At 62.7% G+C, this 26,844-nt stretch carries 20 protein-coding genes; 18 read left to right on the top strand and 2 right to left on the bottom strand.

All coding sequences use genetic code 11. From position 1 onward, the window contains the following. The first annotated feature begins 34 nt into the window (after positions 1 to 34). The 16 genes from AC3YUO_RS00380 to AC3YUO_RS00455 all read left to right on the top strand — a co-directional run bounded on the left by AC3YUO_RS00380 (position 35) and on the right by AC3YUO_RS00455 (position 18,369). On the top strand, positions 35 to 1,210 hold the full coding sequence (locus AC3YUO_RS00380; RefSeq protein ID WP_489961066.1) for a phosphoribosylaminoimidazolecarboxamide formyltransferase: 1,176 nt from the start codon (positions 35 to 37) through the stop codon (positions 1,208 to 1,210). Between the two features lie 85 nt (positions 1,211 to 1,295). Beyond that, complete coding sequence (gene purD / locus AC3YUO_RS00385; RefSeq protein WP_489961067.1) at positions 1,296 to 2,552, top strand: phosphoribosylamine--glycine ligase; 1,257 nt, start codon at positions 1,296 to 1,298, stop codon at positions 2,550 to 2,552. Continuing rightward, entirely contained in the window at positions 2,549 to 3,211 is a 663-nt protein-coding gene (locus tag AC3YUO_RS00390) for an HAD family hydrolase (RefSeq protein WP_489961068.1), read from the top strand. Before purD ends, AC3YUO_RS00390 begins: the two co-directional genes overlap by 4 nt. A gap of 181 nt (positions 3,212 to 3,392) precedes the next feature. Then, the gene (locus AC3YUO_RS00395) at positions 3,393 to 4,178 is read left to right on the top strand and encodes a helix-turn-helix domain-containing protein (RefSeq protein WP_489961069.1); all 786 of its coding nucleotides are present in this window, start codon (positions 3,393 to 3,395) and stop codon (positions 4,176 to 4,178) included. A 211-nt stretch (positions 4,179 to 4,389) separates the two neighbouring features. After that, positions 4,390 to 6,537, top strand: coding sequence for a molybdopterin-containing oxidoreductase family protein (locus AC3YUO_RS00400; protein WP_489961070.1), 2,148 nt, complete (start codon positions 4,390 to 4,392; stop codon positions 6,535 to 6,537). Positions 6,538 to 6,543: 6 nt separating this feature from the next. Continuing rightward, positions 6,544 to 7,017 (top strand): 4Fe-4S dicluster domain-containing protein, encoded by a 474-nt coding sequence (locus tag AC3YUO_RS00405; protein WP_489961071.1) that lies wholly within the window; start codon positions 6,544 to 6,546, stop codon positions 7,015 to 7,017. Between the two features lie 62 nt (positions 7,018 to 7,079). Further along, on the top strand, positions 7,080 to 7,616 hold the full coding sequence (locus AC3YUO_RS00410; RefSeq protein WP_489961072.1) for a 4Fe-4S dicluster domain-containing protein: 537 nt from the start codon (positions 7,080 to 7,082) through the stop codon (positions 7,614 to 7,616). Between the two features lie 15 nt (positions 7,617 to 7,631). After that, a complete protein-coding gene (locus AC3YUO_RS00415; RefSeq protein WP_489961073.1) occupies positions 7,632 to 8,993 on the top strand; it encodes a [Fe-Fe] hydrogenase large subunit C-terminal domain-containing protein in 1,362 nt (453 codons plus the stop codon). A 145-nt stretch (positions 8,994 to 9,138) separates the two neighbouring features. Further along, positions 9,139 to 10,347, top strand: coding sequence for a DUF401 family protein (locus AC3YUO_RS00420; protein WP_489961074.1), 1,209 nt, complete (start codon positions 9,139 to 9,141; stop codon positions 10,345 to 10,347). 39 nt (positions 10,348 to 10,386) lie between these two features. Continuing rightward, positions 10,387 to 12,312, top strand: a complete 1,926-nt coding sequence (locus AC3YUO_RS00425) for an ATP-binding protein (RefSeq protein WP_489961075.1) — start codon at positions 10,387 to 10,389, stop codon at positions 12,310 to 12,312. A 40-nt stretch (positions 12,313 to 12,352) separates the two neighbouring features. Continuing rightward, positions 12,353 to 13,564 carry a molybdopterin molybdotransferase MoeA gene (locus AC3YUO_RS00430; protein ID WP_489961076.1) on the top strand — a complete coding sequence of 404 codons (1,212 nt, stop codon included), beginning with the start codon at positions 12,353 to 12,355 and terminating at the stop codon, positions 13,562 to 13,564. Beyond that, positions 13,561 to 14,667, top strand: coding sequence for a molybdopterin-guanine dinucleotide biosynthesis protein B (gene mobB / locus AC3YUO_RS00435; RefSeq protein ID WP_489961077.1), 1,107 nt, complete (start codon positions 13,561 to 13,563; stop codon positions 14,665 to 14,667). Before AC3YUO_RS00430 ends, mobB begins: the two co-directional genes overlap by 4 nt. Before the next feature lie 205 nt (positions 14,668 to 14,872). Then, a complete protein-coding gene (locus AC3YUO_RS00440; RefSeq protein WP_489961078.1) occupies positions 14,873 to 15,997 on the top strand; it encodes an iron ABC transporter substrate-binding protein in 1,125 nt (374 codons plus the stop codon). A 1-nt stretch (position 15,998) separates the two neighbouring features. Beyond that, a complete protein-coding gene (locus AC3YUO_RS00445) occupies positions 15,999 to 17,081 on the top strand; it encodes a FecCD family ABC transporter permease (RefSeq protein ID WP_489961079.1) in 1,083 nt (360 codons plus the stop codon). Continuing rightward, positions 17,078 to 17,827, top strand: coding sequence for an ABC transporter ATP-binding protein (locus AC3YUO_RS00450; protein ID WP_489961080.1), 750 nt, complete (start codon positions 17,078 to 17,080; stop codon positions 17,825 to 17,827). The genes AC3YUO_RS00445 and AC3YUO_RS00450 overlap by 4 nt, the downstream gene beginning before the upstream one ends. An 11-nt stretch (positions 17,828 to 17,838) precedes the next feature. Continuing rightward, positions 17,839 to 18,369 carry an FmdE family protein gene (locus tag AC3YUO_RS00455; RefSeq protein ID WP_118644517.1) on the top strand — a complete coding sequence of 177 codons (531 nt, stop codon included), beginning with the start codon at positions 17,839 to 17,841 and terminating at the stop codon, positions 18,367 to 18,369. 162 nt (positions 18,370 to 18,531) lie between these two features. Here the strand turns inward: AC3YUO_RS00455 and nifJ are convergent, their stop codons facing one another. Then, positions 18,532 to 22,080, bottom strand: a complete 3,549-nt coding sequence (gene nifJ, locus AC3YUO_RS00460) for a pyruvate:ferredoxin (flavodoxin) oxidoreductase (protein WP_489961081.1) — start codon at positions 22,078 to 22,080, stop codon at positions 18,532 to 18,534. Positions 22,081 to 22,518: 438 nt separating this feature from the next. On the opposite strand from nifJ, the gene AC3YUO_RS00465 reads away from it, so the two are divergent. Both AC3YUO_RS00465 and thiI read left to right on the top strand, forming a co-directional pair. Beyond that, a complete protein-coding gene (locus AC3YUO_RS00465) occupies positions 22,519 to 24,036 on the top strand; it encodes a YifB family Mg chelatase-like AAA ATPase (protein WP_489961082.1) in 1,518 nt (505 codons plus the stop codon). Positions 24,037 to 24,130: 94 nt separating this feature from the next. After that, positions 24,131 to 25,297, top strand: coding sequence for a tRNA uracil 4-sulfurtransferase ThiI (gene thiI / locus AC3YUO_RS00470; RefSeq protein WP_489961083.1), 1,167 nt, complete (start codon positions 24,131 to 24,133; stop codon positions 25,295 to 25,297). A 57-nt stretch (positions 25,298 to 25,354) separates the two neighbouring features. Here thiI and AC3YUO_RS00475 read toward each other — a convergent pair whose 3' ends face one another. After that, positions 25,355 to 26,821 (bottom strand): sensor histidine kinase, encoded by a 1,467-nt coding sequence (locus AC3YUO_RS00475; RefSeq protein WP_489961084.1) that lies wholly within the window; start codon positions 26,819 to 26,821, stop codon positions 25,355 to 25,357. Between the last annotated feature and the right edge of the window lie 23 nt (positions 26,822 to 26,844).

Raw genomic sequence — 26,844 nt, forward strand, 5'->3', positions numbered from 1 at the left:
CAGTGGTGCCGGACAGGGAAAGGAAGATTTCATTATGACCGAGCTGGAACTGAAATACGGCTGCAACCCCAACCAAAAGCCCGCCCGCATCTTCATGAAGGGGGACCGTGAGCTGCCCCTGGAGGTGCTCAACGGCCGTCCGGGCTACATTAACTTTCTGGACGCCCTCAACTCCTGGCAGCTGGTAAAGGCCCTGAAGAAGGCCACCGGCCTGCCCGCCGCCGCCTCCTTCAAGCACGTCTCCCCCGCCGGAGCCGCCCTGGGGCTGCCTCTCAACGATGTGGAGCGTCAGATTTACATGGCCCCTGAGGGCGAGCTGTCCCCCATCGCATGCGCCTACCTGCGGGCCCGTGGCGCCGACCGGCTGTGCTCCTTCGGCGACTGGGCTGCCCTCAGCGATGTCTGCGACGCCGACGCCGCCCGCTGCCTCAGCCAGGAGGTGTCCGACGGTGTCATCGCCCCCGGCTACACCGACGAGGCCTTGGAGATTCTGAAAACCAAGCGCAAGGGCGGCTACAACGTGGTGAAGATTGACCCCGACTACCAGCCTGACCCCATTGAGCGGCGCACCATCTTCGGCATCACCTTTGAGCAGGGCTACAACAGCCTGGAGCTCACCGAGGACCTGCTCACCAATCTGGTGACCGCCAACAAGGACCTGCCCGAGAGCGCCCGGCGGGACATGCTGGTGGCCCTCATCACCCTGAAGTACACCCAGTCCAACTCCGTCTGCTACGTGAAAAACGGCCAGACCATCGGCGTGGGCGCCGGCCAGCAGAGCCGCATCCACTGCACCCGCCTGGCCGGGGACAAGGCGGACATCTGGTGGCTGCGCCAGCACCCCAAGGTGCTTGCCCTCCAGTTTGTGGATGACATCCGCCGGCCCAACCGGGACAACGCCATCGACCTCTACATTTCCGAGGAGCACGACGACGTGCTGGCCGAGGGCGTGTGGCAGACCGTCTTCAAGGTGAAGCCCGAGGTGCTCACCCAGGAGGAGAAGCGGGCATGGATTGCCCAGCTCTCCGGCGTCACCGTGGGCTCCGACGCCTTCTTCCCCTTTGGCGACAACGTGGAGCGGGCCCGGAAGTCCGGCACCCAGTACATTGTCCAGCCCGGCGGATCCATCCGGGACGACCAGGTCATCGCCACCGCCGACAAGTACGGCATGGTCATGGCCTTTACCGGAGTGCGTCTCTTCCACCATTAAATTCTTCAGAGTGACTTCGTCCCTCTGAACCCGTAATATTCAACCGCTGCGAGGCTTTTCTCGCCGATTAAATTGAGGTGTTATTATGAACGTATTAGTCGTGGGCGGCGGAGGCCGCGAGCACGCCATCTGCTGGAAGCTGGCCCAGAGCCCCCGGGTCACCAAGCTCTACTGCGCGCCGGGCAACGCGGGCATCGCCCAGGTGGCCCAGTGTGTGCCCATCAAGGCCACTGACGTGGAGGGCATGGTGAAGTGGGCCAAGGAGAACGCCATGGACTTTGTGATGGTGGCTCCCGACGACCCCCTGGCTCTTGGCATGGTGGACGCCCTGGAGGCGGCGGGCATTCCCGCCTTCGGCCCCAAGGCCAACGCCGCCATCATTGAGGCCAGCAAGGCCTTCTCCAAGGAACTGATGAAGAAGTACCACATCCCCACCGCCAAGTATGAGACCTTCACCGACATGGACAAGGCTCTCCGCTATATTGACGAGCAGGGTGCTCCCATTGTAGTCAAGGCCGACGGCCTGGCCCTGGGCAAGGGCGTGGTGGTGGCCTCCACCGTGGATGAGGCCAAGACTGCTGTCCGGGAGATGATGGAGGACCATAAGTTCGGTCAGAGCGGCTCCACCGTGGTCATCGAGGAGTGCATGGTGGGCCCCGAGGTCACCGTGCTGGCCTTCTGTGACGGGGAGCACCTGGTTCCCATGCTGTCCTCCCAGGACCACAAGCGGGTCAATGACGGCAACCGGGGCCCCAACACCGGCGGCATGGGTGCCTTCTGCCCCTCCCCCAAGTACACCCCCGAACTGGCCAAGGAGTGCATGGAGACCATCTTCCTGCCCACCGTGGCCGCGCTGAAGGCGGAGGGCCGCCCCTTCAAGGGCGTCATCTACTTCGGTCTCATGCTCACCAAGGACGGCCCCAAGGTGGTGGAGTACAACGCCCGCTTCGGCGACCCGGAGACCCAGCCCATCCTGTCCATGCTGGACAGCGACCTGCTGGACATCTTCGAGGCCTGCGTCAACGGCACTCTGGATCAGGTGGACATCAAGTGGAAGGACGGCGCCGCCTGCTGCATCGTGCTGGCCTCCGGCGGCTACCCCGTGAAGTACCAGAGCGGCTACCCCATCTCCGGTCTGGAGGAGGCGGGCAAGTCCGCGGTGGTCTTCCATGCGGGCACCAAGCTGGGTGAGAACGGCGAGTACCTCACCGCCGGCGGCCGGGTTCTGGGCGTCACCGCCGTGGGCGGCAGCCTGGAGGAGGCCATTGCTAACGCCTACGAGGCCGCCAAGCCCATCACCTTCCAGGACATGCACTTCCGGAGGGACATCGGCAAGGTATGATGGAGTTTCCCTTTGATGGCGTCGTCTTCGACGTAGATGGCGTACTGTTTGATACAGAAAAGCTCAGTTGGAAAAACTGGGCTGAGGTGGGCGAGCACATGGGCTGGCCCCAGGTGGCCGACCACTACCTGGAGGTGGTGGGCCAGAACCGGGCGGACATCCGGCGGCGCCTGACCGAGCGGATGGGGCCCGATTTCCCCACGGAGTATTTTCTGCTCACCTGTTCCCGGCGGGCCCAGTTCCTGATGGAACAAAACGGTGTTCCCCTGAAGAGCGGTGTGCGGGAAATTCTTTCCGCCCTGCAGAAGGCAGGGGTTCCTCTGGCTCTGGCCACCTCCACCAACGGCGACCGCACCCAGCGGCGGCTGGAGATGACCGGGCTGGGCCCCTTTTTCCAGGCGGTGATTACCGGCGACCAGGTGGAGCACAGCAAGCCCCACCCGGAGATCTATGAGATCGCCTGCCGCAGCCTGGGCACCGCCCCCGCCCGCACCCTGGCGGTGGAGGACTCCCGCAACGGCATCCTCTCCGCCCACGCCGCCGGAATGGCGGTGGCCATGGTCCCCGACCTCATTCCTCCTACGCCGGAACTGGAGGCTCTGCTGTGGGGCCGTTTTGACAATCTGTCCCGGCTGCAGGAGCGGCTGGGGCTGGCCTAAGCGCCTGCGCCTCTCTGGGAGGGATTTTCCCCAAATGATGGGAAAATCCCTCCTTTTTGCCCGCTGCAACCGCTGGTTGTCAAATTGTATCCCCTTTTTGGTTGCCATGGCGCCCTCTTTTTGCTATCCTTAACCTCGCCAAGCGGCCCTTGCAGTGTTTTGTATTCAGGAGGTTTTCCCCATGGAATTTCAACAGCGGCTCTATGAGCTGAGAAAGCAGTCCGGTCTGTCTCAAGAGGGGCTGGCCGATCTGCTGGGCGTCACCCGCCAGGCGGTGCAGAAATGGGAGTCCGGCGCCTCCCGTCCGGACATGGACAACCTGGCCGCCCTGGCCCGGTACTTCAATGTCACGCTGGACTACCTGGTCACCGGGCAGGAGGCTGCTCCCCCCGACTTTGGTCCGGCTCCCACCATTGTGAACAACTACTACAACACCTTTCAGTATGAATATAAAAGCAGCCGCACCCTCTTCGGCCTGCCCCTGGTCCATATCCGGCTGGGCCACCGGGGGATGGGGGTAGCCAAGGGAATTTTTGCGGTGGGCAATATCGCCGTGGGCTTCTTCACCCTGGGTGGTCTCTCTCTGGGCCTGTTCAGCTTTGGCGGCATCTCTCTGGGCCTTCTGCTGTCCCTGGGCGGCCTGTCCCTGGGCGGCATCGCCATCGGAGGGTGTGCCGTGGGCCTGCTGGCACTTGGCGGGTGTGCCGTGGGCTGGATGGCCGTAGGCGGCGGGGCCTTTGGGGCCTACGCCGTGGGCGGCGGCGCGGTGGCCTCTCAGATCGCCGTGGGCGGCTCCGCCTCGGCCCCCCTGGCCATCGGCAAAGAGTCTGTCTCGGGGACAATGACCTTCCTGTGGGACAGCGACCCCGCCCTGATGCGGGAAGCCATTCACCAGAGCCTTGCCCACCTCCCCGGTGTACTCCGAAATTTCGTGGAGGGATTTCTCCTTCTGCTTCTTCCCCGCTAATCGTCCATCCTTCGGCGCACGGCGTCCCAAAACGGGGCACGTGCGCCGTTTTTTATGACCTTTGCAATTATAAAAAAATTTAACGGTGTTTTCACGCTGGATTTGTTATAATGGAGGCAAATCAGGTAGGAAACTGTGTCCCGTCCCGGACCGGGATGGGCACCTGGGCATGCCCCAGCGGGCGTGCCGTTCAAGAACGGAGGGAACATCTATGACGGATGCGGAACAGGCTGCCCTGCAGAGAGAATCTGCCGCCCCGGAGAATGGGGAGGTCACCATCCACAAAACCTGCTGCGGCATCTGCAACGCCTACTCCCACTGCGGCATCGACGCCTATGTGCAGAATGGCCGTATCATCAAAGCGGAGGGCTCGGTGGACAACCCCCACTCCCAGGGCAAGCTCTGTCCCAGGGGTGCAGGCATCCGGCAGTATGTCTACAACCCGGAGCGGATCCTCCACCCTCTGAAACGGGTGGGTGAGAAGGGTGAAGGGAAGTTTGAGCCCATCAGCTGGGAGGAGGCCTACAAAATCATTGCCGAAAAGCTGAAGGGGTACCGGGCGGACTTTGGGCCGGAATCGGTGGCCTTTGTGGCCGGCTTTTCCAAGTGGTACCGGCCGCCCCTGCAGCGCCTGGCCTCCAGCTTTGGAAGCCCCAACTACATCACGGAGGGCAGCTGCTGCCAGGAGGCCCACAAGATGGCCTGGTGGCTGGTATTCGGCGGCATCGCCTCCGCCGACATTGTCAACGCCCAGGTGGTGATGATCTGGAGCCGCAATCCCTTCTTCTCCAACATGGACAACAACCGCGCCTTCTATGAGCAGCTGGAGAAGGGCAAGCCCTTTATCGTGGTAGACCCCCGCAAGACCTCCTTCACCCAGAAGGCGGCCATCCACCTGCAGCTCAAGCCGGGCACCGACGGCGCTCTGGCTCTGGGTATGGCCAACGTCATCATCCAGGAAAAACTCTATGACCAGGAGTTCGTGGAGCACTACGTCCACGGCTTTGAGGAATTTTCCCGTCTGGCGGCGGAGTACCCCCCGGAACGGGTGGAGCAGATCACCGGTGTACCCCGCGAGCTCTTTATCCGGGCCGCCCGGCTCTACGCCGGAGCCAAGCCCGCCGCTCTGCTCACCTCCGCCTCTCCGGTGGTGCACCACGTCAACGGGGTGCAGAACTACCGGGCAGTGGTCTCCCTGGCCGCCCTTACGGGAAATTATGACATTGAGGGGGGCAACCGGGTCATCCCCTCCGGCTACCTCATGGTCACTGGCTTCACCCCCAGCAACGAGAAGGAGTATCTGGGCCACTTCACCTTTGACGCCCCCGCCATGGGCCACCGGGAGTTCCCCGTGTGGGCGGAATTTCTTCCGGAGCAGGCCCAGGGCATGCTGCTGCCCAAGTACATCCACGAGGAGAAGCCCTACCCCATCAAGGCGGTGGTGGGCTTCGGCATGAACCACATGATGTGGCCGGACAGCAGTTACATGCTCAGCGCCCTGAAAAAGCTGGACTTTTTTGTGTCGGTGGACCTCTTTATGACGGAGACCTGTCGCTACGCCGACCTGGTGCTTCCCGCCTGCACCTCTCTGGAGCGCAGCGACGTAAAAATCTTTGCCGACGGCTACGTCCAGTGCTTCCCCCCGGCCATCGAGCCTCTGGGCGAGTCCCGTCACGACATCCAGATTATCTTTGACATTGCAAAGGCCCTGGACCTGGACGACCCCCACCTGCGCATGAGCTATGAGGAGTACATGAACTTTATCCTGGAGCCCACCGGCCTCACTGTGGCGGAAATCCAGGCAGGCGGCGGCATTATGCGTCCTCACCACACCCTGCCCCCCTACCGGGAGCGCAAGTATCGGGACCACGGCTTCCCCACGCCCACGGGCAAGGTGGAGCTGGCGTCCACCGTGGTGGAGAAGTATGCCAAGGAGTACGGCTACGACGTGGTGCCCCAATACCGCAGCTTGGACGAAATCTATCCCCAGTACGCCGACCGGGAGAACTGGCCTCTGCTCATCAACACCGGTTCCCGCCGTCCCCAGTACATGCACACCCGGACCTACCGCATGAAATGGATCGGGAATCTGGAGCCCAACGACCTTTTGGACCTCCACCCCCAGGACGCGGAAAAGCTGGGCATTCAGTCCGGAGACCGGGTGCGCATCACCACCCCCAGCGGCAGCATCAGGGCCACCGCCAACGTGACGGCCACCGTCTTCCCCGGGGTGGTGCACATGTACCACGGCAACGAGAAGGCCAACACCAGCTATCTCATGGACCACGATTTTCTGGACCCGCTGTCCGGATACCCCGGCTACAAAAGCTTCCCCTGCAGGGTTGAAAAGGAGGTGTAACAGGCGATGACAGTCGGAACCATCATCAAGTTGAATCCGGAGCGCTGCGTGGCCTGCTACGCCTGTGTAATAGCCTGTCTGGACGCGCACTGTGCGGTGGACGAGGACGGCCCCATGCTGCGCAGGGCCATCCGGGTGGAAACGGACCAGGGCGAGATTCACTGTGCCTCCCTGGGCTGTATGCACTGCGAGGATGCAAAATGTATGGCGGCCTGCCCCACCAAAGCCATCTACCGGGACCGGGAAACCCAGCTGGTCCAGGTGGATTCCGGCAAATGCATCGGCTGCCACTCCTGTCTGGTGGCCTGTCCCTTTGGCGCCCCCGTCTTCACCAAGGGAAACAAGATGGTAAAATGCGACGGATGCATTCAGCGGGTGAAGGAGGGCCGTCTTCCCCTGTGCGTACAGACCTGTCCCTCCAAGGCGCTGACCTTTGAACTCCCCCGCACCGCAGGGGAAGAGTCCGGCCCCAACCCCTGAGGCTGCACCTTTTTCCCATTTATTCCCGCCTATTCTGCTGTAATGAGAGGATTTTACGTCACATGAAAACGGATTTTGGCTTTTTTATTGCTGCAGATCCCGAGCTGTGCACCGGCTGCAAGGCTTGTGAACTGGCGTGCTTCTCCGCCCACAACAGCTCGGCCCCCGGCAAAACCGTAGGTTCCCTGGCCAGCTTTGTCACACCCAATCTGCACGTAGTCCGGACCGCCGGGGGCTGGTCGCTGGCCACTTGCCGGCACTGTGAAGACGCCCCCTGCCTCAACGTCTGCCAGCCCAAAGCGATCACCCGTCGGGGCCACGAGGTCATTGTGGATCCCGCCCTGTGCACCGGCTGCTCTGACTGCATTCCCGTCTGTCCCTTCGGGGCCATTTCCATTGCGCCCCGGCGCGATTCCGCTTCTCAGGACCATGGCAGCATGGCTGCACGGAAATGCGACCTGTGCCAGGGCTCTGCGGATGGGTCGGCCTGTGTCCGCGCCTGTCCCAACAGTGCGCTGCGTCTCGTTGACCCCGAATCCGAACGCCGTCAAAAGGGTGTGCAGGCGGTAGAAACGCTCATCGCACTGTCCAAGCTATGAGGAGGGGATAAGACCATGACATACATCACAATCGACCAAACTCTGTGCGTCGGCTGCCGGGAATGTGCAAAGGTCTGCCCCGCTGACGCCATCCAGGGCCTGCCCGGGCAGCCCCAGTCCATCGATCCCCAGCGCTGCGTCATGTGCGGCCAGTGTGTTCAGAAGTGCAAATCCTATATCGCCCCCTCCTTTGACATGAGCCGCTACACCGCCATACGACGGGAGCGCAACATCCCTCAGAACGTGCTGGAGCCGCTGTTTGCCGCCCATTTCCAGAGCCAACTGCCCCAGGTTAAGACGGCGCTGCAGGATCCGCAGACGGTCTGCTTTGTCCAGTGCGCCCCCTCCGTCCGGGTGGGCATTGAGGAGGAGTTCGGCGGTGCCCCCGGCAGCCTTGTGCCCGGGAAGCTCTCTGCCGCGCTGCACCGCCTGGGCTTCGACTATGTATTTGATACCAATTTCGCCGCCGATCTGACGGTGGTGGAGGAGGGCACCGAGCTCATCCACCGCATCCTCCACAACGAAAACCTGCCCATGTTTACCTCATGCTGTCCCGCATGGATCACCTGGCTGGAGCGCAACCACCCCGATCTGACCAAGCACCTCTCCAGCTGCAAATCCCCTCAGCAGATGGCGGGGGCACTGTTTAAAACCTACGCGGCCAACCGTCTGGGTGTCGCCCCGGAAAAGATTGTCTCCATCGCCGTCATGCCCTGCACCTGCAAGGAATTTGAAAGCCAGCGCCCGGAGATGAACGCCTCGGGATATCGGGACGTGGACGTGGTCATCACCACCCGGGAATTGGCCTGGCTGATCAAAGAAGCAGGCATCTCCTTCTCCTCCCTGCCCGACCTGCCCTTTGACTCCCCTCTGGGCGAATACTCCGGCGCCGGTGCCCTCTTCGGCGCAACCGGCGGTGTCATGGAAGCGGCACTGAGAACGGGGTATGAGCTTGTCACCGGCGAAAAAATCCCCGCCATCGACGTCTCCGCCGCCCGCGGCTCGGACGGGTTCCGTACCGCTGAGGTGGACGTGGGCGATTTGAAGCTGCGCATCGGTATTGTCACCGGGCTGGAGCATGTCAAGCCCGTCATTCAACAGCTCCAGGCAGGCACGCTGGACCTGCATTTCATCGAGGTCATGGCCTGTCCTCAGGGCTGCATCTCCGGCGGCGGACAACCCAAGCTCCTTGTGGATGGGGATAACTCCCTGGTCCGTTCGGCCCGCACTGCTTCCATTTACGCCCATGACAGGGCGCTTCCCCTGCGCCGCGCCCACGAAAATCCTGCACTGCAGGAGCTGTACCAACAGTTTTTGGAACATCCCGGCGGGACGGTCAGTCACCGTCTGCTTCACACCAAATACAAGGAACCGTAATCCTCGCGGGACGCTTGTGCCGGATTCTGTCCCCCGCTCTCCGGCCGCCCGTCCCTTTTGCCACGGCTCCACGACGTTTCCTGGTGTCATGCAGAGCGGTATCCCTTCCATTCCCCGCCGCCCCATTGACTATCAGGAGGACGCTATGGAATTGCTGAAAATTGCCGCGGCCTTTGCCGTTGTATTCCTTTTGCTCAACATGAAGTTCCCTCTGGTACTGGGAATGCTGGGGGGAACCGGCCTGCTGCTGGTCCTGTTCGGCATCTCCCCCATGGACTTCGGAACGGTCGCCCTGGATTCGGTTACCAGCTGGAGTACTCTGGAAGTGGTCCTGGCCCTCTACATCATCAACGTGCTCCAGGGCATCCTGGAGCGCCGCAAACGGCTGGAGCTGGCCCAACAGGCCATGAACCGCCTCTTGAAGGACCAGCGGCTCAACACCGCGCTGGCCAGTATTTTCATCGGGATGATGCCCGCCCCCTCTGCCGTCACCATCTGCGGGCAGATGATGGATGAAATGGCGGGGTACCACCTCACCAAAGCGGAGAAGGCCTGCTGCGCCAGCTACTACCGGCACATCACCGAGGGCGTTCTCCCCACCTACCCCACGGTCATCATTGTATGCAGTCTCAGCGGCGTGTCCGCCTCCTCCTTTGTGCTGGCCATGCTGCCCATGGTGGCCGTCCTGATTGCCCTTGGTTTTTTGTACTACCTGCGCAAGGTCCCCAAATCCAGCCAAGAGCCCCAGAACACCGGCTTTTCTCCCGTTCAGAGCCTGCGTCAGCTGCTCTCCAGCCTTTGGACCATCCTGGCGGCCATTCTCATGATTGTTCTGTTCCAGATGCCCGCATGGCTGGCTGTGTCCATTGTCATCGTCGTGGCTATTTTTGTAGAACGCTTCAAGCCCATGGAATTGGCTGACCTGTTCCGGCGTGCCTTTGACTGGCGGGTCATTCTGGGCACCTTCGCCGTCTTTGTTTTCAAAGACACCCTGATGTTCACCGGAATCTTTGAGCGGCTGCCCGACTATTTCTCCGCCCTCCCAATTCCGCTGTTCCTCACCCTGGCCCTGCTGTTTTTCTTCGGAACTTTGGTAGCCGGCTCCAACGCTGTGGGCACCGCCTTCACTCCGCTGGCCTTCCAGGTCATGGACGGGGGTGTGGCTCAGCTGGTCCTGCTCATGGGCTTTGCCTACTCCGCCAGTCAAATCAGTCCCACCCACGTCTGTCTGCCCATCGCCTCGGAGTATTTCGGCATCAGCCTGGGCGCTTTGGTCCGGAAAATTCTCCCTCTCGTTCTGACCTACTGTGTCATTCTGGTGGGATATTATCTGTTCCTGGGGCTCATCCTGTAAGCCCCCTCCCCATCTTACTGTGTTATGGAGTGAATCCCTATGCCTTCCATACAGGTATATCTGCTCCAACGCCCCCGGATTTTGCTGGACGGCGTTGAACTGCATTTCTCCTATAAGAAGATGGAAGCTTTGCTCTATTACCTGCTGACAGAAGGGCAGGCGGAGCGAAGCTCTGTGATTGGCCTGCTCTGGGATGACGCGGACAGCCCCCAGGCCTACCAGAACCTGCGCCACGCCCTGTACTCCCTCCGGCGGGAATTGGGCTTCCCCCTCATCGATTCCAGCTATAAGTCCAGACTGCAAATCAATCCCGAGCTGACCATCTCCTGTGACCTCTGGGATTTTCTGCAGCGGAAGGAACTGGACGCCTACCAGGGAGCCTTTCTCCAGGACTTCACCCTGCGGCGTGCAAAGCCCTTTGACGAGTGGCGGGAGGCCTGGCAGGTGCGCCTGCACGACCTCTTTTTGAAAGAACTGGGCACTCAGGCCCGGGAGGCGGTCCAGCTGGGGGATGTTTCCCGGGCAATCCGGCTGGCCCAGCGCTGTCTGGAGGAGGACCCTACCGACGAGAGCATGACCGTGCTGCTGATGCGCCTGTACCGGAAAGAGAAGCAGTTTGTAAAAGCCACCACCCTCTACCAGGATCTGGCGCGCCGGCTGGAGGACGAGCTGGGCATCACCCCGCTGAAGGAGACCACTTCGGTCTATTACGAAATCCTCAACACCTGGAACAACGCCGCCACCCAGACCGGCACCGACGCCAGCCCCATGCCGGTGGGAAAAAAGCAGCCCAGGAAGCTCCTTCACGAGGCCCTCGCCCGGCTGCGCTCCGGACAGGAGCGGGCCGGAGCCCTGCTTCTGCAGGGGGAGCCCGGCGTTGGCAAGAGTTTTCTGCTGGAATACGCCCGCCGTCTGGCCCAGGAGCAGGGAATTCGTACGGCCATGACCAGCTGCTATCCCACCGAACAGGACATTCCCCTGCGTTCCTGGTACTCCCTGATGATGCAGGTCTGTACCGCCTCGGATACCTCCATGGCCCGCCTGTGTCCCGGCCTCACCCACCTGGATCTCCCCGGCCCCCATGGGACCCCGGACGTTTTAGCCATACAGGAGGAGCTTCTGACCGCTCTGGCCCAGTCCGCCCAGCGGCAGCCCTTCCTGCTTATCTTTGAAGACATCCACTGGATGGATCCGGCCAGTCTGCTGGTGCTCCACCAGGTCCTGCGCCGGCTGCGCAACGAGCGTCTCTTTGTTCTGTGCTCCTGCGGCGCACGCCCCTCCGAACGCACCCAGGCCTTTCTCTACGAGGGCAGGCAGGACGGTCTGTTGGAGGTGCGCACCATCCGGGGCTTCTCTCCAGAGGAGACCCGGGAATTTCTGTCTCTCTCCGGTCTGCCCCACTGCTCGCCGGAGCTGGCCGACAAAATTTACGCCTACACCGGCGGAAACGCCCTGAAAATCCGTCAACTGCTGCCCGCCCTGACCGAGGAGGCACCCGAAGCGGCGCTGGAGAAAAAGCTGGAGCAGCTCTTTCTCCTCCGGCTGAACAACCTGCTCCCGGAATCCCGCCAGCTGCTGGACCTGATTTCCATCTTTCCGGAGGGCGCGCCCTTTTCCGTTCTGCGGTCTGTCACCGGCCGATCCCGGCTGGAGCTTCTCTGTATCTGCGACGATTTGGAGCGCCGCCTGCTCATCGAGGAGCGGCAGGAGGGGCCGGAATCGGTCTTCTCCCCCACCGCGCAGATTCAGCCCCTTCTGGCCCGGCAGCTCTCCCGGCTGACCGGACGAATTCTGCATCTGCGGGTGGCCGACTGTCTGGAGCATCTCTCCGCCCTGCCGGAGGCGGTCCGGCTGGAGCGGTGCGCCTACCACTTTTCCCAGGGGGGCGAGGCGGAAAAGGCCGCGCAATGCCGCCTCCGCCTGAGCCGTCTCCTGGCTGATTCATCTTCTCCGGAAGAGGTGTAACGCCCCCATTCTTTCAGTTCCCCTTGAGGAGGTCCTTTTCATGGCACACACATATCGTTCCCTGGAGGAGGCCGTTTCCCTTCTGCTGGCACAGTTCTCCCCTTCGCCCTGCACCGAGGAGGTCCCCCTCAGCCAGGCGCTGAACCGGGTGTGCGCCGGGGATGTGACCGCCGCAGTGGACCACCCGCCCTTTGACCGCTCGCCTCTGGATGGCTACGCCGCCCGCAGCGAAGATTTGGATGGAGCCTCCCCCTCCTCCCCCGCGGTTCTGGACGTCAAGCAGCGGATTTACGCCGGACAGGTGCCCGCCGGGCCCGTACAGCCCGGCACCTGCGCCCGGATTATGACCGGCGCTCCCATTCCTCCCGGCGCGGACTGCGTCATCCGCCAGGAGGACACCGACTATGGCGAAAATCAGGTGCGTATCTTTGTCTCCTCCGCCCCTCACCGCAATATCTGTGACCGGGGGGAGGACCTGCGCAAGGGCGCCCCAATCCTATCCCGGGGAACCCTTCTCACCCCCGCCCACTTGGGGGTACTGGCCGGGCAGGGCTTGGACCGGGCCTCTGTCTTTGCTCCTCTGGAGGTGGGCGTGCTGGCCACAGGGGATGAATTGGTGTCCCCCGGAGTTCCCCTGCCGCCGGGAAAAATTTACAACAGCAACGGAACCTATCTCTCCGCCCGCCTGTGTCAGCTGGGGATGTGCCCTATGGTGGAGGACCGGGGCGCGGACCGTCTGGACGTGCTCACCGCCTCTCTGGAGGCCCTGCTGGACCGGTGCGGCGCCGTGATCTCCACCGGAGGTGTGTCGGTGGGCGAAAAGGACCTGATGCCCGCCGCCCTGGAAACGTTGGGAGCCCAAATTCTCTTCCACGGCGTGGCGGTGAAGCCCGGCTCCCCGGTGCTGGCCGCCTCGGTGCGGGGCAAGCCGGTTCTCTGCCTGTCGGGCAATCCCTTTGCCGCCGCCGCCACCTTTGAAGTCCTTGCCCGGCCCCTGCTGTGCCGCCTGGCCGGTTGGAAGGACCCCATGCCCCAGCGAGTGGGAGGCATGTTGACCGAGCCCTTCCCCAAGGCCAGCCCCGGCCGGCGGTTAGTCCGGGCACGGCTGGAGGGCAGCGCCGTGTCTCTTCCCTCCGGGGAGCATGTGTCCGGCGCGCTGTCCGCCCTCATCGGCTGCAACTGTCTCATTGACATTCCGGCGGGTTCCCCGCCCCTGGCCGCCCACACACCTGTGGAGGTGGTACTGCTGTGACAAACGGTCTTCCTTCCGCCGGTCTCTCCCCTCAGAGGGCAGAGACCGTGGGCGCGCTGCTCCTGGCGGGCGGGCAAAGCCGGAGAATGGGCCGGGACAAGCGGGCGCTCCCTTTTGCCGGCTCCCGCTTTGTGGACCTGGTGGCCCAGGAGCTGGACCGCTATCCGGAGCGTCTCTTTTCGGTGGCGGACCCTCAGGAGGTCCCGCCCCCCAGCTTTACTGTGGTTTCCGACCAAAGGCCCGGCTGTGGCCCCCTGGGGGGAATTGTGGCCGGTCTGGAGGTCTGCCGCTGTGACGCTCTGCTGGCGGTGGCCTGCGACATGCCTCTGTTCCAAGTCGGGCTGGCCCGCTATCTGGAGGCGTTTCTGTGCGACAGCTACGACGCCTTCCTCATCGCAGATCGGACGGGCCGTATCCATCCCCTGTGCGGCATCTACCGAAAAACCGCTTTGCCTGTGCTGAAGGAGCAACTCCGGGCGGGGCAGTACCGCCTGATGAGCGCATTGGAGCGCCTGCGGGTGAAGTATGTCCCTCTGGAGCACTCCGCCTATTCCGATCGGCTGATCACCAATGTCAACACCTGGGAGGAGTATCAGGCCCTTCTTCGTTCGGAGCGCCGTCCCCCCATTCTGGCGGTGTGCGGGGTGAAAAACTCCGGCAAGACCACCTTTTTGTGCCGCCTGATTCCCGAATTGAACCGCCTGGGCCTGAAGGTGGCCGCCATCAAGCACGACGGCCACGACTTTGAGCCGGACCGTCCGGGCACCGACAGCTATCGCCTGCTCCAGGCGGGCGCCCGGGGCGCGGTCGTCTACTCCCACAGCCGGTATCAGCTGGTCCGCCTTCAGGAGGGCGTCCAGGCCGGGCAATTGGCCCAGGTCTTCGACGACGTGGCTCTCATCCTTCTGGAGGGAGGCAAGCACTCCCCCTACCCCAAGCTGGAGCTGGTCCGTGCCCCCATCTCCAGCCGCCCGGTTCTGCCCCCGGAGGAACTGCTGGCGGTGTGCACCAATCTGGAGGATACGGACTGGGGCATTCCCCGGCTGCCCCTGGAGGATGGAGCCGCAGCCGCCCGGTGGATTGCCGGCTGGCTGACCTCATAGTCGTCCTGAACCCCTGCCGTCTTTCTTTTCCTTTTTTACAGCTTGAGACTGCACGGACCTGGCCGTGCAGTCTTTCCACACCAGGAGAAATTCTTGCCCGGCTTGTGTTTCGCTCCGATATTTGTTATACTGGTAAGCCGCAGGTAATGACCTGCTTTTTCTGTGTGAATCCCATCTATTTTTGATGTTCAACGAGGAGAATCTCATGAAGCGAATCTGTTCTCTGTTCCTGGCGGGACTGCTCCTGCTGCTCCCCCTGTCCGCCTGCTCCGCCCCGGCGCAATCCGGTGAAGTCTCCGGTTCCTCCGGTGACACCCAGACCCGTACCGTGGTGGACATGCTGGGCCGTGAGGTGGAGGTGCCTGCGGACATCAAGCGCATTGTCTGTACCGGCAGCAACGCCCTGCGTATGGTGAGCTACCTCCAGGCCACCGACCTTCTGGTGGGGGTGGAGGAGACGGATTTGGCCTATGAGACCTCTACCAAACGTGATTACGCCCACGTTTATTACGATACGTTTCAGAATTTGCCCGTCATCGGCAAAGGGGGCGGCACCGCCTACACCGCCTATCCCGAGGAGGTGCTGGCGGCTGACCCGGATGTCATTCTCACCTGCTACGTGCAGGAGGCCGCCGAGCAGCTGCAGAACGAGACAGGCATTCCGGTGGTGAGCATCCGCAGTGCCAGCGCCAACTTCATTGACCAGGACTGGCAGGACGCCCTGCGCCTGACCGCCGACCTGCTGGGCAAAGAGGAGCGCTGCCAGGAGCTTTTGGACTACATTGAGGACTGCAAGGCGGACCTGCAGGCCCGCTCTGCCTCTGTTCCGGAGGAGGACAAGCCCACCGTCTACACCGGCGCAGTCACCTTCTCCGGCAGCCACGGCTTTGCGGGCACCTACGCCAACTTCGGTCCCTTCCTGGCCGTAAATGCCCGGAATGTGGCGGATGAGACGGAGGAGGATGCCTTCTTCGAGGTGGATTTGGAGCAGGTTCTCATGTGGGACCCGGACATCATCTTTCTGGACCCGGGCAACCTGTCCCTGGTGGAGGAGGAGTACGACTCCAACCCAGACTTCTTTCACGCTCTTACCGCGGTTCAGCAGGGGCAGGTCTACACCATGCCCTCCTTCAACAACTATTCCACCAACACCACTTACTGTCTCATCGACGCTTACTTCACCGGCACGGTGCTCTATCCGGAGCAGTTTGCCGATGTGGACCTGGAGGAAAAGGGAAATGAAATTCTGACTGAGTTCTTGGGTAAGGCCTACTTTGACGAAATGGAGGCCGATGGACTCTATTACGGAACGATCCATTTAGGTGAGTAACATGCTGGACAAACGCCCGGGCGCGGCTGCGCCCTCCTATTCTCAATACATCTTCCGGAAGTGGCTGGTACTCCTGGGATTGCTGCTGATTCTCTGTGCGGCGGCGGTGTTCTCCATCTCCGTGGGCTCCTCGGGGCTGTCTGCTCCCCAGGTGCTGGCCGCTCTGGTGGGACGGGGCTCCGGCCAGACGGGCACCATTGTCTGGAACATACGCATGCCCCGGGTAGTCACCGGAATGGTGGTGGGCGCCGCCCTGGCTCTGGCCGGGTGCGTAATGCAGAATGTGCTGCGCAACCCTCTCGCTTCCTCCTCCACTCTGGGTGTGTCTCAGGGCGCCTCCTTCGGGGCTGCCTTCGCCATTGTGTGTCTGGACGCGGGGGCCCAGGTCAACGCCAGCACCTCCGCCTCCTCCGCCATCTCCATCACCAACCCCTATCTGGTCACGCTGTGCGCCTTTGTGGGCAGCTGTCTCACCACCGCCGTCATTCTGGGCCTGTCCCGTATTGCCCACGTCTCCCCCGGCAGCATGGTACTGGCCGGGGTGGCCCTGAGCTCCATGTTCAGCGGCGGCACTGCCCTCATCCAATACTTTGCCGATGACGTGAAGGTGGCCTCGGTGGTATATTGGACCTTCGGCGATCTGGGCCGGGCCAGCTGGAAGGAAATCGCCCTGATGGCTCTGCTGACGGTCCTGGCTTTTCTCTATTTCTTCTATAACCGGTGGAACTATAACGCCATGGAGGGAGGCTCGGACACCGCCAAAAGCCTGGGCGTGTCCGTGGACCGGCTCATCCTGGTGAGCATGGCCCTCTGCTCCCTCATTGCCGCCGTCTCCACCGCCTTTGTGGGCTGCATCAGCTTCATTGGACTCATTGCTCCCCACATGGTACGCCCCTTCGTGGGCAACGACCACCGCTTCCTTATCCCCGCCTCCGCCCTTATGGGCGCGGTTATTCTGGTGCTGGCCGAACTGGCCTCCCGCACCATTCTCTCGCCCAGTATTCTCCCCATCGGCGCACTGACCTCCTTCCTGGGCGCACCGGTCTTCCTCTACCTGATTTTCAGACGGGGGGTGCGGAAATGATCGAGATTCAGAATCTCTCCTTCTCCTATGGAAAGCGCCAAGTGCTGAAGGACGTCAGCTTTTCCGCCCGGCCTGGAGATTGCGTAGCCATTCTGGGCAACAACGGCGCGGGCAAATCCACCCTCATCACCTGCCTCAACAAGATCCGTACCCCGGACGGGGGCAGCGTGCACGTGGATGGACAGGATGTGGCCGGGATGGGCCGGGCGGAGGCTGCCCGGGCCATTGCCTATGTGCCCCAGAAAAACGAGTTGGGCCAGACCACAGTATTTGACGCGGTGCTTCTGGGACGGAAGCCCTACATGAAGTGGGGACCCACCACCCGGGACTATGAAATCTGCGAGACCATGCTGGATCGGGTGGGGCTGGGACCGCTGAAGCTGCGGCCGGTCAACGAGCTCAGCGGGGGCGAGGCCCAGAAGGTCATGCTGGCCCGGGCCTTCGTGCAGCAGCCCAAGCTGCTGCTTCTGGACGAGCCCACCAGCAATCTGGATCCCAGAAACCAGTATGAGATGATGGGACTGGTGGGCGAAATGGCCCGGACCAACGCCATCGCCGTGCTGGTGGTGCTCCACGACCTGAATTTGGCCCTGCGCTGCTGCAGCCGCTTTGTATTTCTGAAGGACGGTCTGGTCTACGCTGCCGGAGACGCCTCGGTGGTGACGGAGCAGGCCCTGCGGGACGTGTACGAAATTGATGCCTCCCTCATCACCCACCAGGGGAAAAAATTTGCCGTCATCGGCTAGGAGTGTGTGTTATGGACAAAGAGAAACTTTGGGAAAAGGCCATTGCCTTCCACGGACATGTATGCCCGGGCATTGCCATCGGCTATCAGGCGGCCCTCTACGCCATCCAGCTTCTGGACCTGACCTTCTCGGAGGACGAGGGTGTAGTCTGTATTTCGGAGAATGACGCCTGCGGCGTGGATGCCATTCAGGCCATTCTGGGCTGCAGCGTGGGCAAGGGCAACTTGCTCTTCCACATGACGGGCAAGCAGGCCTTCTCCTTTTACTGCCGTAAGAGTGGAAAATCGGTACGCCTGGTGCTGCGCCAGCGGCCGGCTGGCATGAGCCGTGAGGAATCCCTCCACTACATCAAGGACGGGGAACCCAGTGCCCTCTTTGATGTGAAGGAGACCAAGATTGCTCTTCCCGAGCACGCCCGGCTCTTTGACTCCTACGTCTGTGAGTGCTGCGGCGAGGTGACCGGAGCCAACTGGATCCGGCTGCAGGGCGGGAAGAAGCTGTGCGTGGACTGCGCGGACTCCTACAACCGTTTCTCCGTGTAAAAAGCTCGGCGGACCGTGCACCGCCCCCCTCCTGAGTTCTCCATCGGCCTGACCGGGTTTATTCCGGTCAGGCCGTTTCTGATCCCGCTGCAGCAACTAAAAAGCCCGGGAGCGGAATATCCGCTCCCGGGCTTTGCTGTTTATGGGGATGGACGGGGGACCTTAGTTCTCCTCGTACATCTTGACCAGACGGGTCAGCTTGTCGTAACGCTTCTTGGCAGTCTCCTCGTTGAGGGCGAACAGCTCCTTGGCGCGCTCGGGGAAGGAACGGGTCAGGGAGGAGTAACGGGCCTCGTTCATCAGGAACTCCTGATAGCCGCCAGCGGGGGCCTTGGAGTCCAGGGTGAAGGGGTTCTTGCCCTCGGCCTTGGCAGCGGGGTTGAACCGGAACAGGTTCCAGTAACCGCACTCGACAGCCTTCTTCATCTCGGCCTGGCAGTTGGCCATGCCGCCCTTAATGGAGTGCATCTCGCAGGGAGCGTAGCCGATGATGAGGGAGGGTCCGTGATAGGCCTCAGCCTCGGCAATGGCCTTCAGGGTCTGGTTGGGATTGGCGCCCATGGCGACCTGAGCCACATAGACGTAGCCGTAGGTCATGGCGATCTCAGCCAGGGACTTCTTGGCCACGGTCTTACCGGCAGCAGCGAACTGAGCAACCTGGCCGATGTTGGAGGCCTTGGAAGCCTGTCCGCCGGTGTTGGAGTACACCTCGGTGTCGAAGACGAAGACGTTCACATCCTCGCCGGAAGCCAGCACGTGGTCCACGCCGCCGAAGCCGATGTCGTAGGCCCAGCCGTCGCCGCCGAAGATCCACACGGACTTCTTGGACAGGTACTCCTTCTCAGCCAGGATGGCGGGAGCGATGGTGCAGCCCTCGGCGGCAGCCTTCTCCAGCTCAGCAACCAGGGCCTTGGTGGCCTCGGCGTTGGCGGTGCTGTCGTCCTGGGTGTCCAGGAAGGCCTTGGCGGCAGCCTTGAAGGCCTCGGAGGACTTGTCGGAGTCAGCCATCTCCTGAACCTTGGCGATCAGGCGGTTGCGGATGGCCTTCTGGCCCAGGTACAGGCCCAGACCGTGCTCGGCGTTATCCTCGAACAGGGAGTTGGCCCAAGCGGGACCGTGACCCTCGGCGTTGGTGGCGTAGGGAGAAGTAGCAGCGGGGCCGCCCCAGATGGAGGAACAGCCGGTGGCGTTGGAGATATACATCCGGTCGCCGAACAGCTGGGTGATGAGACGGGCATAGGCGGTCTCGGCACAGCCGGCGCAGGAGCCGGAGAACTCCAGCAGAGGCTTCTTGAACTGGCTGCCCTTCACGGTCAGGTCGGCCATATCCTCCTTGGCGGAGACCTTCTCCACCATGTAGTTGAACACATCCTGCTGTGCCAGCTCCTGCTCCTGGCCGACCATGGTCAGAGCCTTGGTGGGACAGACGTTGGCACACACAGAGCAGCCCATACAATCCAGGGGGCTGATGGCGATGGAGAACTTGTACTGGCCCTTGCCCTTGCCGGCCTTCACGTCCACGATCTTGGCGGCGGCGGGGGCAGCAGCGGCCTCCTCCTCGGTCAGAGCGAAGGGACGGATGGTGGCGTGGGGGCAGACGTAAGCGCACTGGTTGCACTGGATACACTTGGCGGAATCCCAGGTGGGCACAGAAACGGCTACGCCGCGCTTCTCATAGGCAGAAGCGCCCAGCTCGAAGGTGCCGTCCACGTGATCCACGAAGGCGGACACAGGCAGGCTGTCGCCGTCCATGCGGTCCACGGGATCCAGGATGGACTCCACCATCTTGACCAGCTTGGCGGGACCGGTGAGCTTGCTCTCCTTGGGCTCGTCCACAGCGTTGGCCCAGTCGGCGGGCACATCGTACTTCTTGAAGGCGGTGGCACCGGCGTCAATGGCCTTGTGGTTCATGTCCACGATGTCCTGGCCCTTCTTCAGGTAGGAGTGAGTGGCAGCATCCTTCATGTACTGGATGGCCTCGGCCTCGGGCATTACCTTGGCCAGGGTGAAGAAGGCGGACTGGAGGATGGTGTTGGTACGCTTGCCCATGCCAATCTCACGAGCCAGGTCGATGGCGTTGATGGTGTAGAGCTGGATGTTGTTCTGGGCAATGTAGCGCTTGGCAGCGGCGGACAGGTGGTGGGCCACTTCCTCGTCAGACCACTGGCAGTTAATCATGAACACGCCGCCGGGCTTGACGTCGCGGACCATGGGGAAGTCCTTGGTCACGTAGGAGGGGTTGTGGCAGGCCACGAAGTCGGCCTTGTTGATGTAGTAAGGGGAACGGATGGGCTTGTCACCGAAGCGCAGGTGGCTGATGGTCACGCCGCCGGTCTTCTTGGAGTCGTACTGGAAGTAAGCCTGCACGTACTTGTCGGTGTGGTCGCCGATGATCTTGATGGAGTTCTTGTTGGCGCCCACGGTGCCGTCGCCGCCCAGGCCCCAGAACTTGCACTCGATGGTGCCCTCAGCAGCGGTGTTGGGGGCGTCGTGCTCCTCCAGAGAGCTGTTGGTGACGTCGTCCACGATGCCGATGGTGAAGTGATCCTTGGGGGCATCCTTGGCCAGGTTCTCATAGACAGCAAACACGCTCTTGGGCGGGGTGTCCTTGGAGCCCAAGCCGTAGCGGCCGCCCACGACGGTCTTGTCGGTGATGCCGGCGCCAGCCAGAGCGGTGACAACGTCCATATACAGAGGATCGCCCAGAGCGCCGGGCTCCTTGGTGCGGTCCAGAACGGCAATCTTCTTGGCGGTGGCGGGGATGGCAGCAACCAGCTTGTCCGCGCGGAAGGGGCGGTACAGACGGACCTTGATGAGACCCACCTTCTCGCCGTGGGCATTCAGGTAGTCAATGACTTCCTCGGCCACGTCGCAGATGGAGCCCATAGCGATGATCACGCGGTCGGCATCGGCAGCGCCGTAGTAGTTGAACAGCTGATAGTCAGTGCCCAGCTTGGCGTTGATCTTGCCCATGTACTCCTCCACGATCTCGGGCAGAGCATCGTAGTACTTGTTGGCAGCCTCACGGTGCTGGAAGAAGATATCGCCGTTCTCGTGGGAGCCGCGCATGGTGGGATGCTCGGGGTTCAGAGCGCGCTTACGGAAGGCCTCAACGGCATCCATATCCACCATCTCAGCCAGATCCTTGTAGTCCCAGATGGCGACCTTCTGGATCTCGTGGGAGGTACGGAAGCCGTCGAAGAAGTTGATGAAGGGAACGCGGCCCTTGATGGCAGCCAGGTGGGCCACAGGAGCCAGGTCCATAACCTCCTGCACGTTGCCCTCAGCCAGCATGGCAAAGCCGGTCTGGCGGCAGGCCATGACGTCGGAGTGGTCACCGAAGATGTTCAGGGACTGAGCAGCCACGGTACGGGCGGAGACATGGAACACGCCGGGCAGCAGCTCACCGGCGATCTTGTACATGTTGGGGATCATCAGCAGCAGGCCCTGAGAGGCGGTGTAGGTGGTGGTCAGGGCGCCGGCATTCAGAGAGCCGTGCACAGTACCGGCAGCGCCGGCCTCAGACTGCATCTCAATGACCTTGACGGTGGTGCCGAAGATATTCTTCTGGCCCTGAGCCGCCCACTGGTCCACATAGTCGGCCATGGGGCTGGACGGAGTAATGGGGTAGATGCCGGCTACTTCGGTAAAGGCGTAGCTGACATATGCGGCCGCATTGTTGCCGTCCATGGTTTTGAACTTTCTTGCCATAGAGTTCCCTACTTTCTTCCTTATTTTGGCGGGCCGGCGGCAAGCCGCCTGTCCATTGTCCACGAAGGTCAGCCTGCATTTTGTCCCGCCCGCTCCTCACGGGCTGTAAAGTTATAAGAATCATAACTGTTTCATTATAATTTCACATGACAGCGCCGCCCCCCAACGGGCAGGGAGCGGACAGGCTTTTCAACGCCCATAAGTCTATCACTTTTTTGGGGGTTTGTAAATCCGAAGAAGTGAAATTTTTCCGTCTTTTTTCCCATTCCATATGTAAAAAATTATACCTGCGCTCCTTGTTTTTGGAAACCGGAGCCGGCACCCCGGAACACAGCGCGGACCATCCTTCTCCTCGTTGCAATCCCGGCCAAAAAAGGGTACAATGAGAGCAAAACAAAGCGGCCCCGGCCGCTTATTCCATAAGGAGGCACTGGCCCTATGGTATCTTCCATTCGTTCTCTCGGTCTGCACGGCGTGACTGGATACCCGGTGTCGGTGGAGTGCGACCTGTCCGGCGGTCTGCCCGCCTTCAATGTGGTGGGCCTGCCTGACGCCGCCGTCAGCGAGGCCAGGGAGCGGGTGCGGGCCGCCATCAAAAACTGCGGCTTCACCTTCCCGGTCAGCCGCATCACTGTCAATCTGGCCCCCGCCCATTTAAAAAAGGTGGGCACGCTCTATGACCTCCCTATTCTGGTGGGCATTCTGTGCGCCGGGGGACAGCTGAAGCTGTCCGGTCCCTCCTGCGCCTTTGTGGGGGAGCTGTCCCTGTCCGGGCGGCTGCGCCCCTGCGCCGGTATGCTGCCCATGGCCCTATGTGCCAAGCGGGAGGGCATTGAGGCCCTCTACGTACCGGAGGAAAATGCCTCCGAGGCCACGCTGGCGGAGGGTCCGGTCATCTACCCGGTGCGGGATCTGGAACAGCTGGTGCGCCACCTCACCGGAGAGGAGCCCATCACTCCCGCCTCCCCCTGGCATCCCGGGGAGCACACCCGCCCCTGCCCCGACTTCTCCGAGGTCAAGGGCCAGGAGCAGGTGAAGCGGGCCCTGGAGATTGCCGCGGCGGGCAGCCACAACGTCCTCATGTCCGGCCCGCCGGGGTCGGGCAAGTCCATGCTGGCCAGGCGCCTGCCCTCCATCCTCCCCGACATGACCCGGGAGGAGGCCCTGGAGGCCACGGAGATCCATTCGGTTATGGGGCTCACCTCCCCGGAGCACCCCCTCATCGACCTGCGCCCCTTCCGCTCCCCCCACCACACCATCTCCCCCATCGGCATGTCCGGGGGTGGCCCCAATCCCAGGCCGGGGGAAATCTCTCTGGCCCACAACGGGGTGCTGTTTCTGGACGAGCTGCCCGAGTTTCCCAAGGAGGTGCTGGAGGTGCTGCGCCAGCCCCTGGAGGACGGACAGGTGCAGATCTCCCGGGCCGCCGGCACCGTCACCTACCCCAGCCGGTTCATGCTGGTGTGCGCCATGAACCCCTGCAAGTGCGGCTGGTACGGCCACCCCTCCGGGCGGTGCCGCTGCACCGAGGGCGAGGTGAAGAAGTACTTATCCCGCCTCTCCGGCCCTCTGCTGGACCGCATCGACCTGTTTGTAGAGGTGGGTGCCCTCAACTTTGACGAGCTGTCCCAGCGTCAGCCCAGCGAGTCCTCCGCCGCCATCAAGGCCCGGGTGGACCGGGCCCGGGCTATTCAGGAGGAGCGCCGGGCCGTCACCGCCGTTCCCTGCAACGCCCGGCTGGGCCGTGAGGGACTGGACCGGTACTGTGCCCTGGACGAGGGGGGACAGCGGCTCATGAAGGGGGCCTTTGAGCACATGGGGCTCACCGCCCGGAGCTATGACCGGATTCTCCGGGTGGCCCGGACCATCGCCGACCTGGACGGCAGTGAGACCATCCGCCCCGACCACCTGGCCGAGGCCCTCCAGTACCGCCCGCCGGAGTATCTGCGGCGGTGATAGGGTTTGCTTTCTCTGGACAAGGCCCCTGTCTCTGGGGTATAATGCGTTCTACGATGTTTTTTGTGAAAAAAGAAAGGATTGTTCCATTTTGATGAACGAAATGATACTGCTCAAGCTGGGCGAGCTGGTGCTGAAGGGCCTCAACCGCCGCAGCTTTGAGGACAAGCTCCAGGCCAACATCCACCGCCGCCTCAACAATCTGGGCCAGTTCCGGGTCTACACCCGCCAGTCCACCACCTATGTGGAGCCCATGCGGGAGGACTGCGACATGGACGGCGCCTGGGAGGCCATGAAGAAGGTCTTCGGCGTGGTGGGCCTCAGCCGGGCCCGGGCCTGTGAGAAGGACAAGGACGCCATCCTCCAGGCCTGCCGGGAATACCTGGATGGGCGGCTGAAGAGCGCCCGCACCTTCAAGGTGGAGACCAAGCGGGCGGACAAGACCTTCCCCATGACCTCTATCCAGCTGAGCCAATATGTGGGCGGCGAGTTGGACGAGCTCTACCCCAACCTGCAGGTGGATGTCCACCATCCCGAGCTCACTGTTTACGTGGAAATCCGGGACTACGCCGCCTTCGTCCATGCCAACCCCGACCCCGGCGCCGGCGGCCTGCCCGTGGGCATCAACGGCCGGGCGGTGGCCCTGCTGTCCGGGGGCATCGACTCCCCGGTGGCCTCCTGGATGATTGCCAAGCGGGGCGTGGCCCTGGAGATGGTCCACTTCTTCTCCTACCCCTACACATCCCCCGAGGCCAAGGACAAGGTTATCGAGCTGGCCCGGCTGCTCACCCCCTACACCGGACGGCTCACCGTCCATGTGGTCCCCTTCACCGCCATTCAGGAGGAGCTGCGCCGCTCCTGCCCCGAGGAGCTCTTTACCATTATCATGCGCCGGTTCATGATGCGCATCTCCCAGGAGGTGGCCCGCCGCTGCGGAGCCAAGGCTCTGGTCACCGGCGAGTGCCTGGGCCAGGTGGCCAGCCAGACCATGGAGGCCATGGCCGTCACCGGCGCTGTGGTGGAGATGCCCATTCTCCGCCCCTGCGTGGGCCTGGACAAGGAGGAGATCGTTCAGATCGCCCGGAAGATCGGCACCTTCGACACCTCCATCCTGCCCTATGAGGACTGCTGCACCGTCTTCACCCCCCGGCACCCCCGGCTGCGCCCCCTCCCCGGTGAGGTGGAGGCCGCCGAGAGCAAGCTGGACATCGAGGGCATGGTCCGCGCCGCCGTGGAGGGCATCGAGCGCATCCACGTATAATGGATTCTCAATAGGCAAAAACGGAGCGCCGTTTGATACGGCGCTCCGTTTTTTCTGTTACGCTGCCTCCGGCTCCTTCCCGCCGGGCTCCTCTGGGGCCAAGGGGATGAGGAAGGCGATGCGGGTGCCCACGTCAGGGCGGGAAACCACCTCGAACCAGCCCCCGTGGCGCTCCACAATCCACCGGGCGATGGCCAGTCCCAGCCCTGTCCCGCCGGTTTTCCGGTCCCGGGACTGGTCGGTGCGGTAGAAGCGCTCGAAAATGTGCGGGATGCCCTCCGGTGGGATGCCCATGCCCTCGTCCTGGACGGTGACCCGGGCGTGGCCCTGGCTCTCGCTCACCCGCAGGTAGACCCGTCCTGTGTCGGGGCTGTACTTCACCGCGTTGTCCATGAGGATGCGCATGACCTGCTTCATTAGGCCCGGGTCGGCCCGCACGGTCACCGCCTCCTCCCCCCAGCGGGGCAGGAAGGTGCGCTCCGGGTGGATCATTTCCTCCTCCCGCAGCACCTCCCCGGCCAGGGCGGTGAGATCCAGCCGCTCCATGTGCACCGGCTGGGAGTCGTTGTCCCCCCGGGCCAGGAACAGCAGCTGCTCCACCAGCCGCTCCATGGCCGCCGCCTCCGATCGGATGGCGTCAATGGACTCCTGAAGGGCCTCCGGGTCGGACTTGCCCCACCGGTCCAGCAGGGCGGCGTAGCCCTGAATGACGGCGATGGGGGTGCGCAGCTCGTGGCTGGCATCCGAGACAAAGCGCATCTGGGCGCTGTACGCCCGGTTCACCCGGTCCAGCATGTCGTTGATGGCCTGGGCCAGGGCGCGCAGCTCCTTCTGGGTGGCGGGCAGGTCGATGCGGCTGTCCAGGTGCTTGGCGTTGATTTTATCCAGCTCTCCCGCCAGATTCTCCAGTTCCCGCCGGGACATATGGGTCATAGAGTTGAGGCGGGCGGCAGCGGAGGCCAGCTCCTGGATGGGCCGGAGCACCTTTCGGATGGAGCGGTTGTTGCGGAACAGATTGGTGAGCAGGGACAGCCCCTGGCAGATGAGCAGCACAATGCCCGCCCAGTAGAGAGTGCGGAAAATTCCGCTCAGATCCACCTGGATGGCGTAGGCGCTGCTCCCGCTGTATAGCTCCACCCGATAGTAGTGGGCCAGGTCCCAGCTGCGCAGGGCGCCGGAGAGCTCCTCCCGCACGGGCACCCAGGAGATGGCCGGCAGCTCCAGGCCCTGGGGCGCGCGGTCCAGGGGCACGATGGTATAATCGCTGGCCTCCATCCACGCCAGCGTTTCCTCCGAGGGGACACCCCGCTCCTCCACCAGGACGGCCACATCGGCGCAGCGGTTCTCCGCATAGGCCACCAGCCCCACAAAGGCCAGCGCCACCAGAAGGAGATCCATCACCAGAAAGATGCCCACCTGCCGGAGGAAAAATCCGGTGTTCAGCCGGAAGGCCAGGGAGGACTCCCGTACCGCCGTGATGGGATCGGCCGGCGGCGGCGACTGAAAGCGTTTTTTCTTGTCCAAGTCTCTCCCCTCCTCTCCTGCTG

Source organism: Pseudoflavonifractor sp. HNCC25GI2 (assembly GCF_058136395.1).

Coding starts and splice junctions, on each gene's coding strand:
- AC3YUO_RS00390 (WP_489961068.1), top strand. CDS start 2,549: ATGATGGAGTTTCCCTTTGATGGCGTCGTCTTCGACGTAGATGGCGTA.
- AC3YUO_RS00415 (WP_489961073.1), top strand. CDS start 7,632: ATGACATACATCACAATCGACCAAACTCTGTGCGTCGGCTGCCGGGAA.
- AC3YUO_RS00420 (WP_489961074.1), top strand. CDS start 9,139: ATGGAATTGCTGAAAATTGCCGCGGCCTTTGCCGTTGTATTCCTTTTG.
- AC3YUO_RS00425 (WP_489961075.1), top strand. CDS start 10,387: ATGCCTTCCATACAGGTATATCTGCTCCAACGCCCCCGGATTTTGCTG.
- AC3YUO_RS00455 (WP_118644517.1), top strand. CDS start 17,839: ATGGACAAAGAGAAACTTTGGGAAAAGGCCATTGCCTTCCACGGACAT.
- AC3YUO_RS00395 (WP_489961069.1), top strand. CDS start 3,393: ATGGAATTTCAACAGCGGCTCTATGAGCTGAGAAAGCAGTCCGGTCTG.
- AC3YUO_RS00405 (WP_489961071.1), top strand. CDS start 6,544: ATGACAGTCGGAACCATCATCAAGTTGAATCCGGAGCGCTGCGTGGCC.
- purD (WP_489961067.1), top strand. CDS start 1,296: ATGAACGTATTAGTCGTGGGCGGCGGAGGCCGCGAGCACGCCATCTGC.
- thiI (WP_489961083.1), top strand. CDS start 24,131: ATGAACGAAATGATACTGCTCAAGCTGGGCGAGCTGGTGCTGAAGGGC.
- AC3YUO_RS00440 (WP_489961078.1), top strand. CDS start 14,873: ATGAAGCGAATCTGTTCTCTGTTCCTGGCGGGACTGCTCCTGCTGCTC.
- AC3YUO_RS00445 (WP_489961079.1), top strand. CDS start 15,999: ATGCTGGACAAACGCCCGGGCGCGGCTGCGCCCTCCTATTCTCAATAC.
- AC3YUO_RS00410 (WP_489961072.1), top strand. CDS start 7,080: ATGAAAACGGATTTTGGCTTTTTTATTGCTGCAGATCCCGAGCTGTGC.
- AC3YUO_RS00430 (WP_489961076.1), top strand. CDS start 12,353: ATGGCACACACATATCGTTCCCTGGAGGAGGCCGTTTCCCTTCTGCTG.
- nifJ (WP_489961081.1), bottom strand. CDS start 22,080: ATGGCAAGAAAGTTCAAAACCATGGACGGCAACAATGCGGCCGCATAT.
- AC3YUO_RS00400 (WP_489961070.1), top strand. CDS start 4,390: ATGACGGATGCGGAACAGGCTGCCCTGCAGAGAGAATCTGCCGCCCCG.
- AC3YUO_RS00465 (WP_489961082.1), top strand. CDS start 22,519: ATGGTATCTTCCATTCGTTCTCTCGGTCTGCACGGCGTGACTGGATAC.
- AC3YUO_RS00450 (WP_489961080.1), top strand. CDS start 17,078: ATGATCGAGATTCAGAATCTCTCCTTCTCCTATGGAAAGCGCCAAGTG.
- AC3YUO_RS00380 (WP_489961066.1), top strand. CDS start 35: ATGACCGAGCTGGAACTGAAATACGGCTGCAACCCCAACCAAAAGCCC.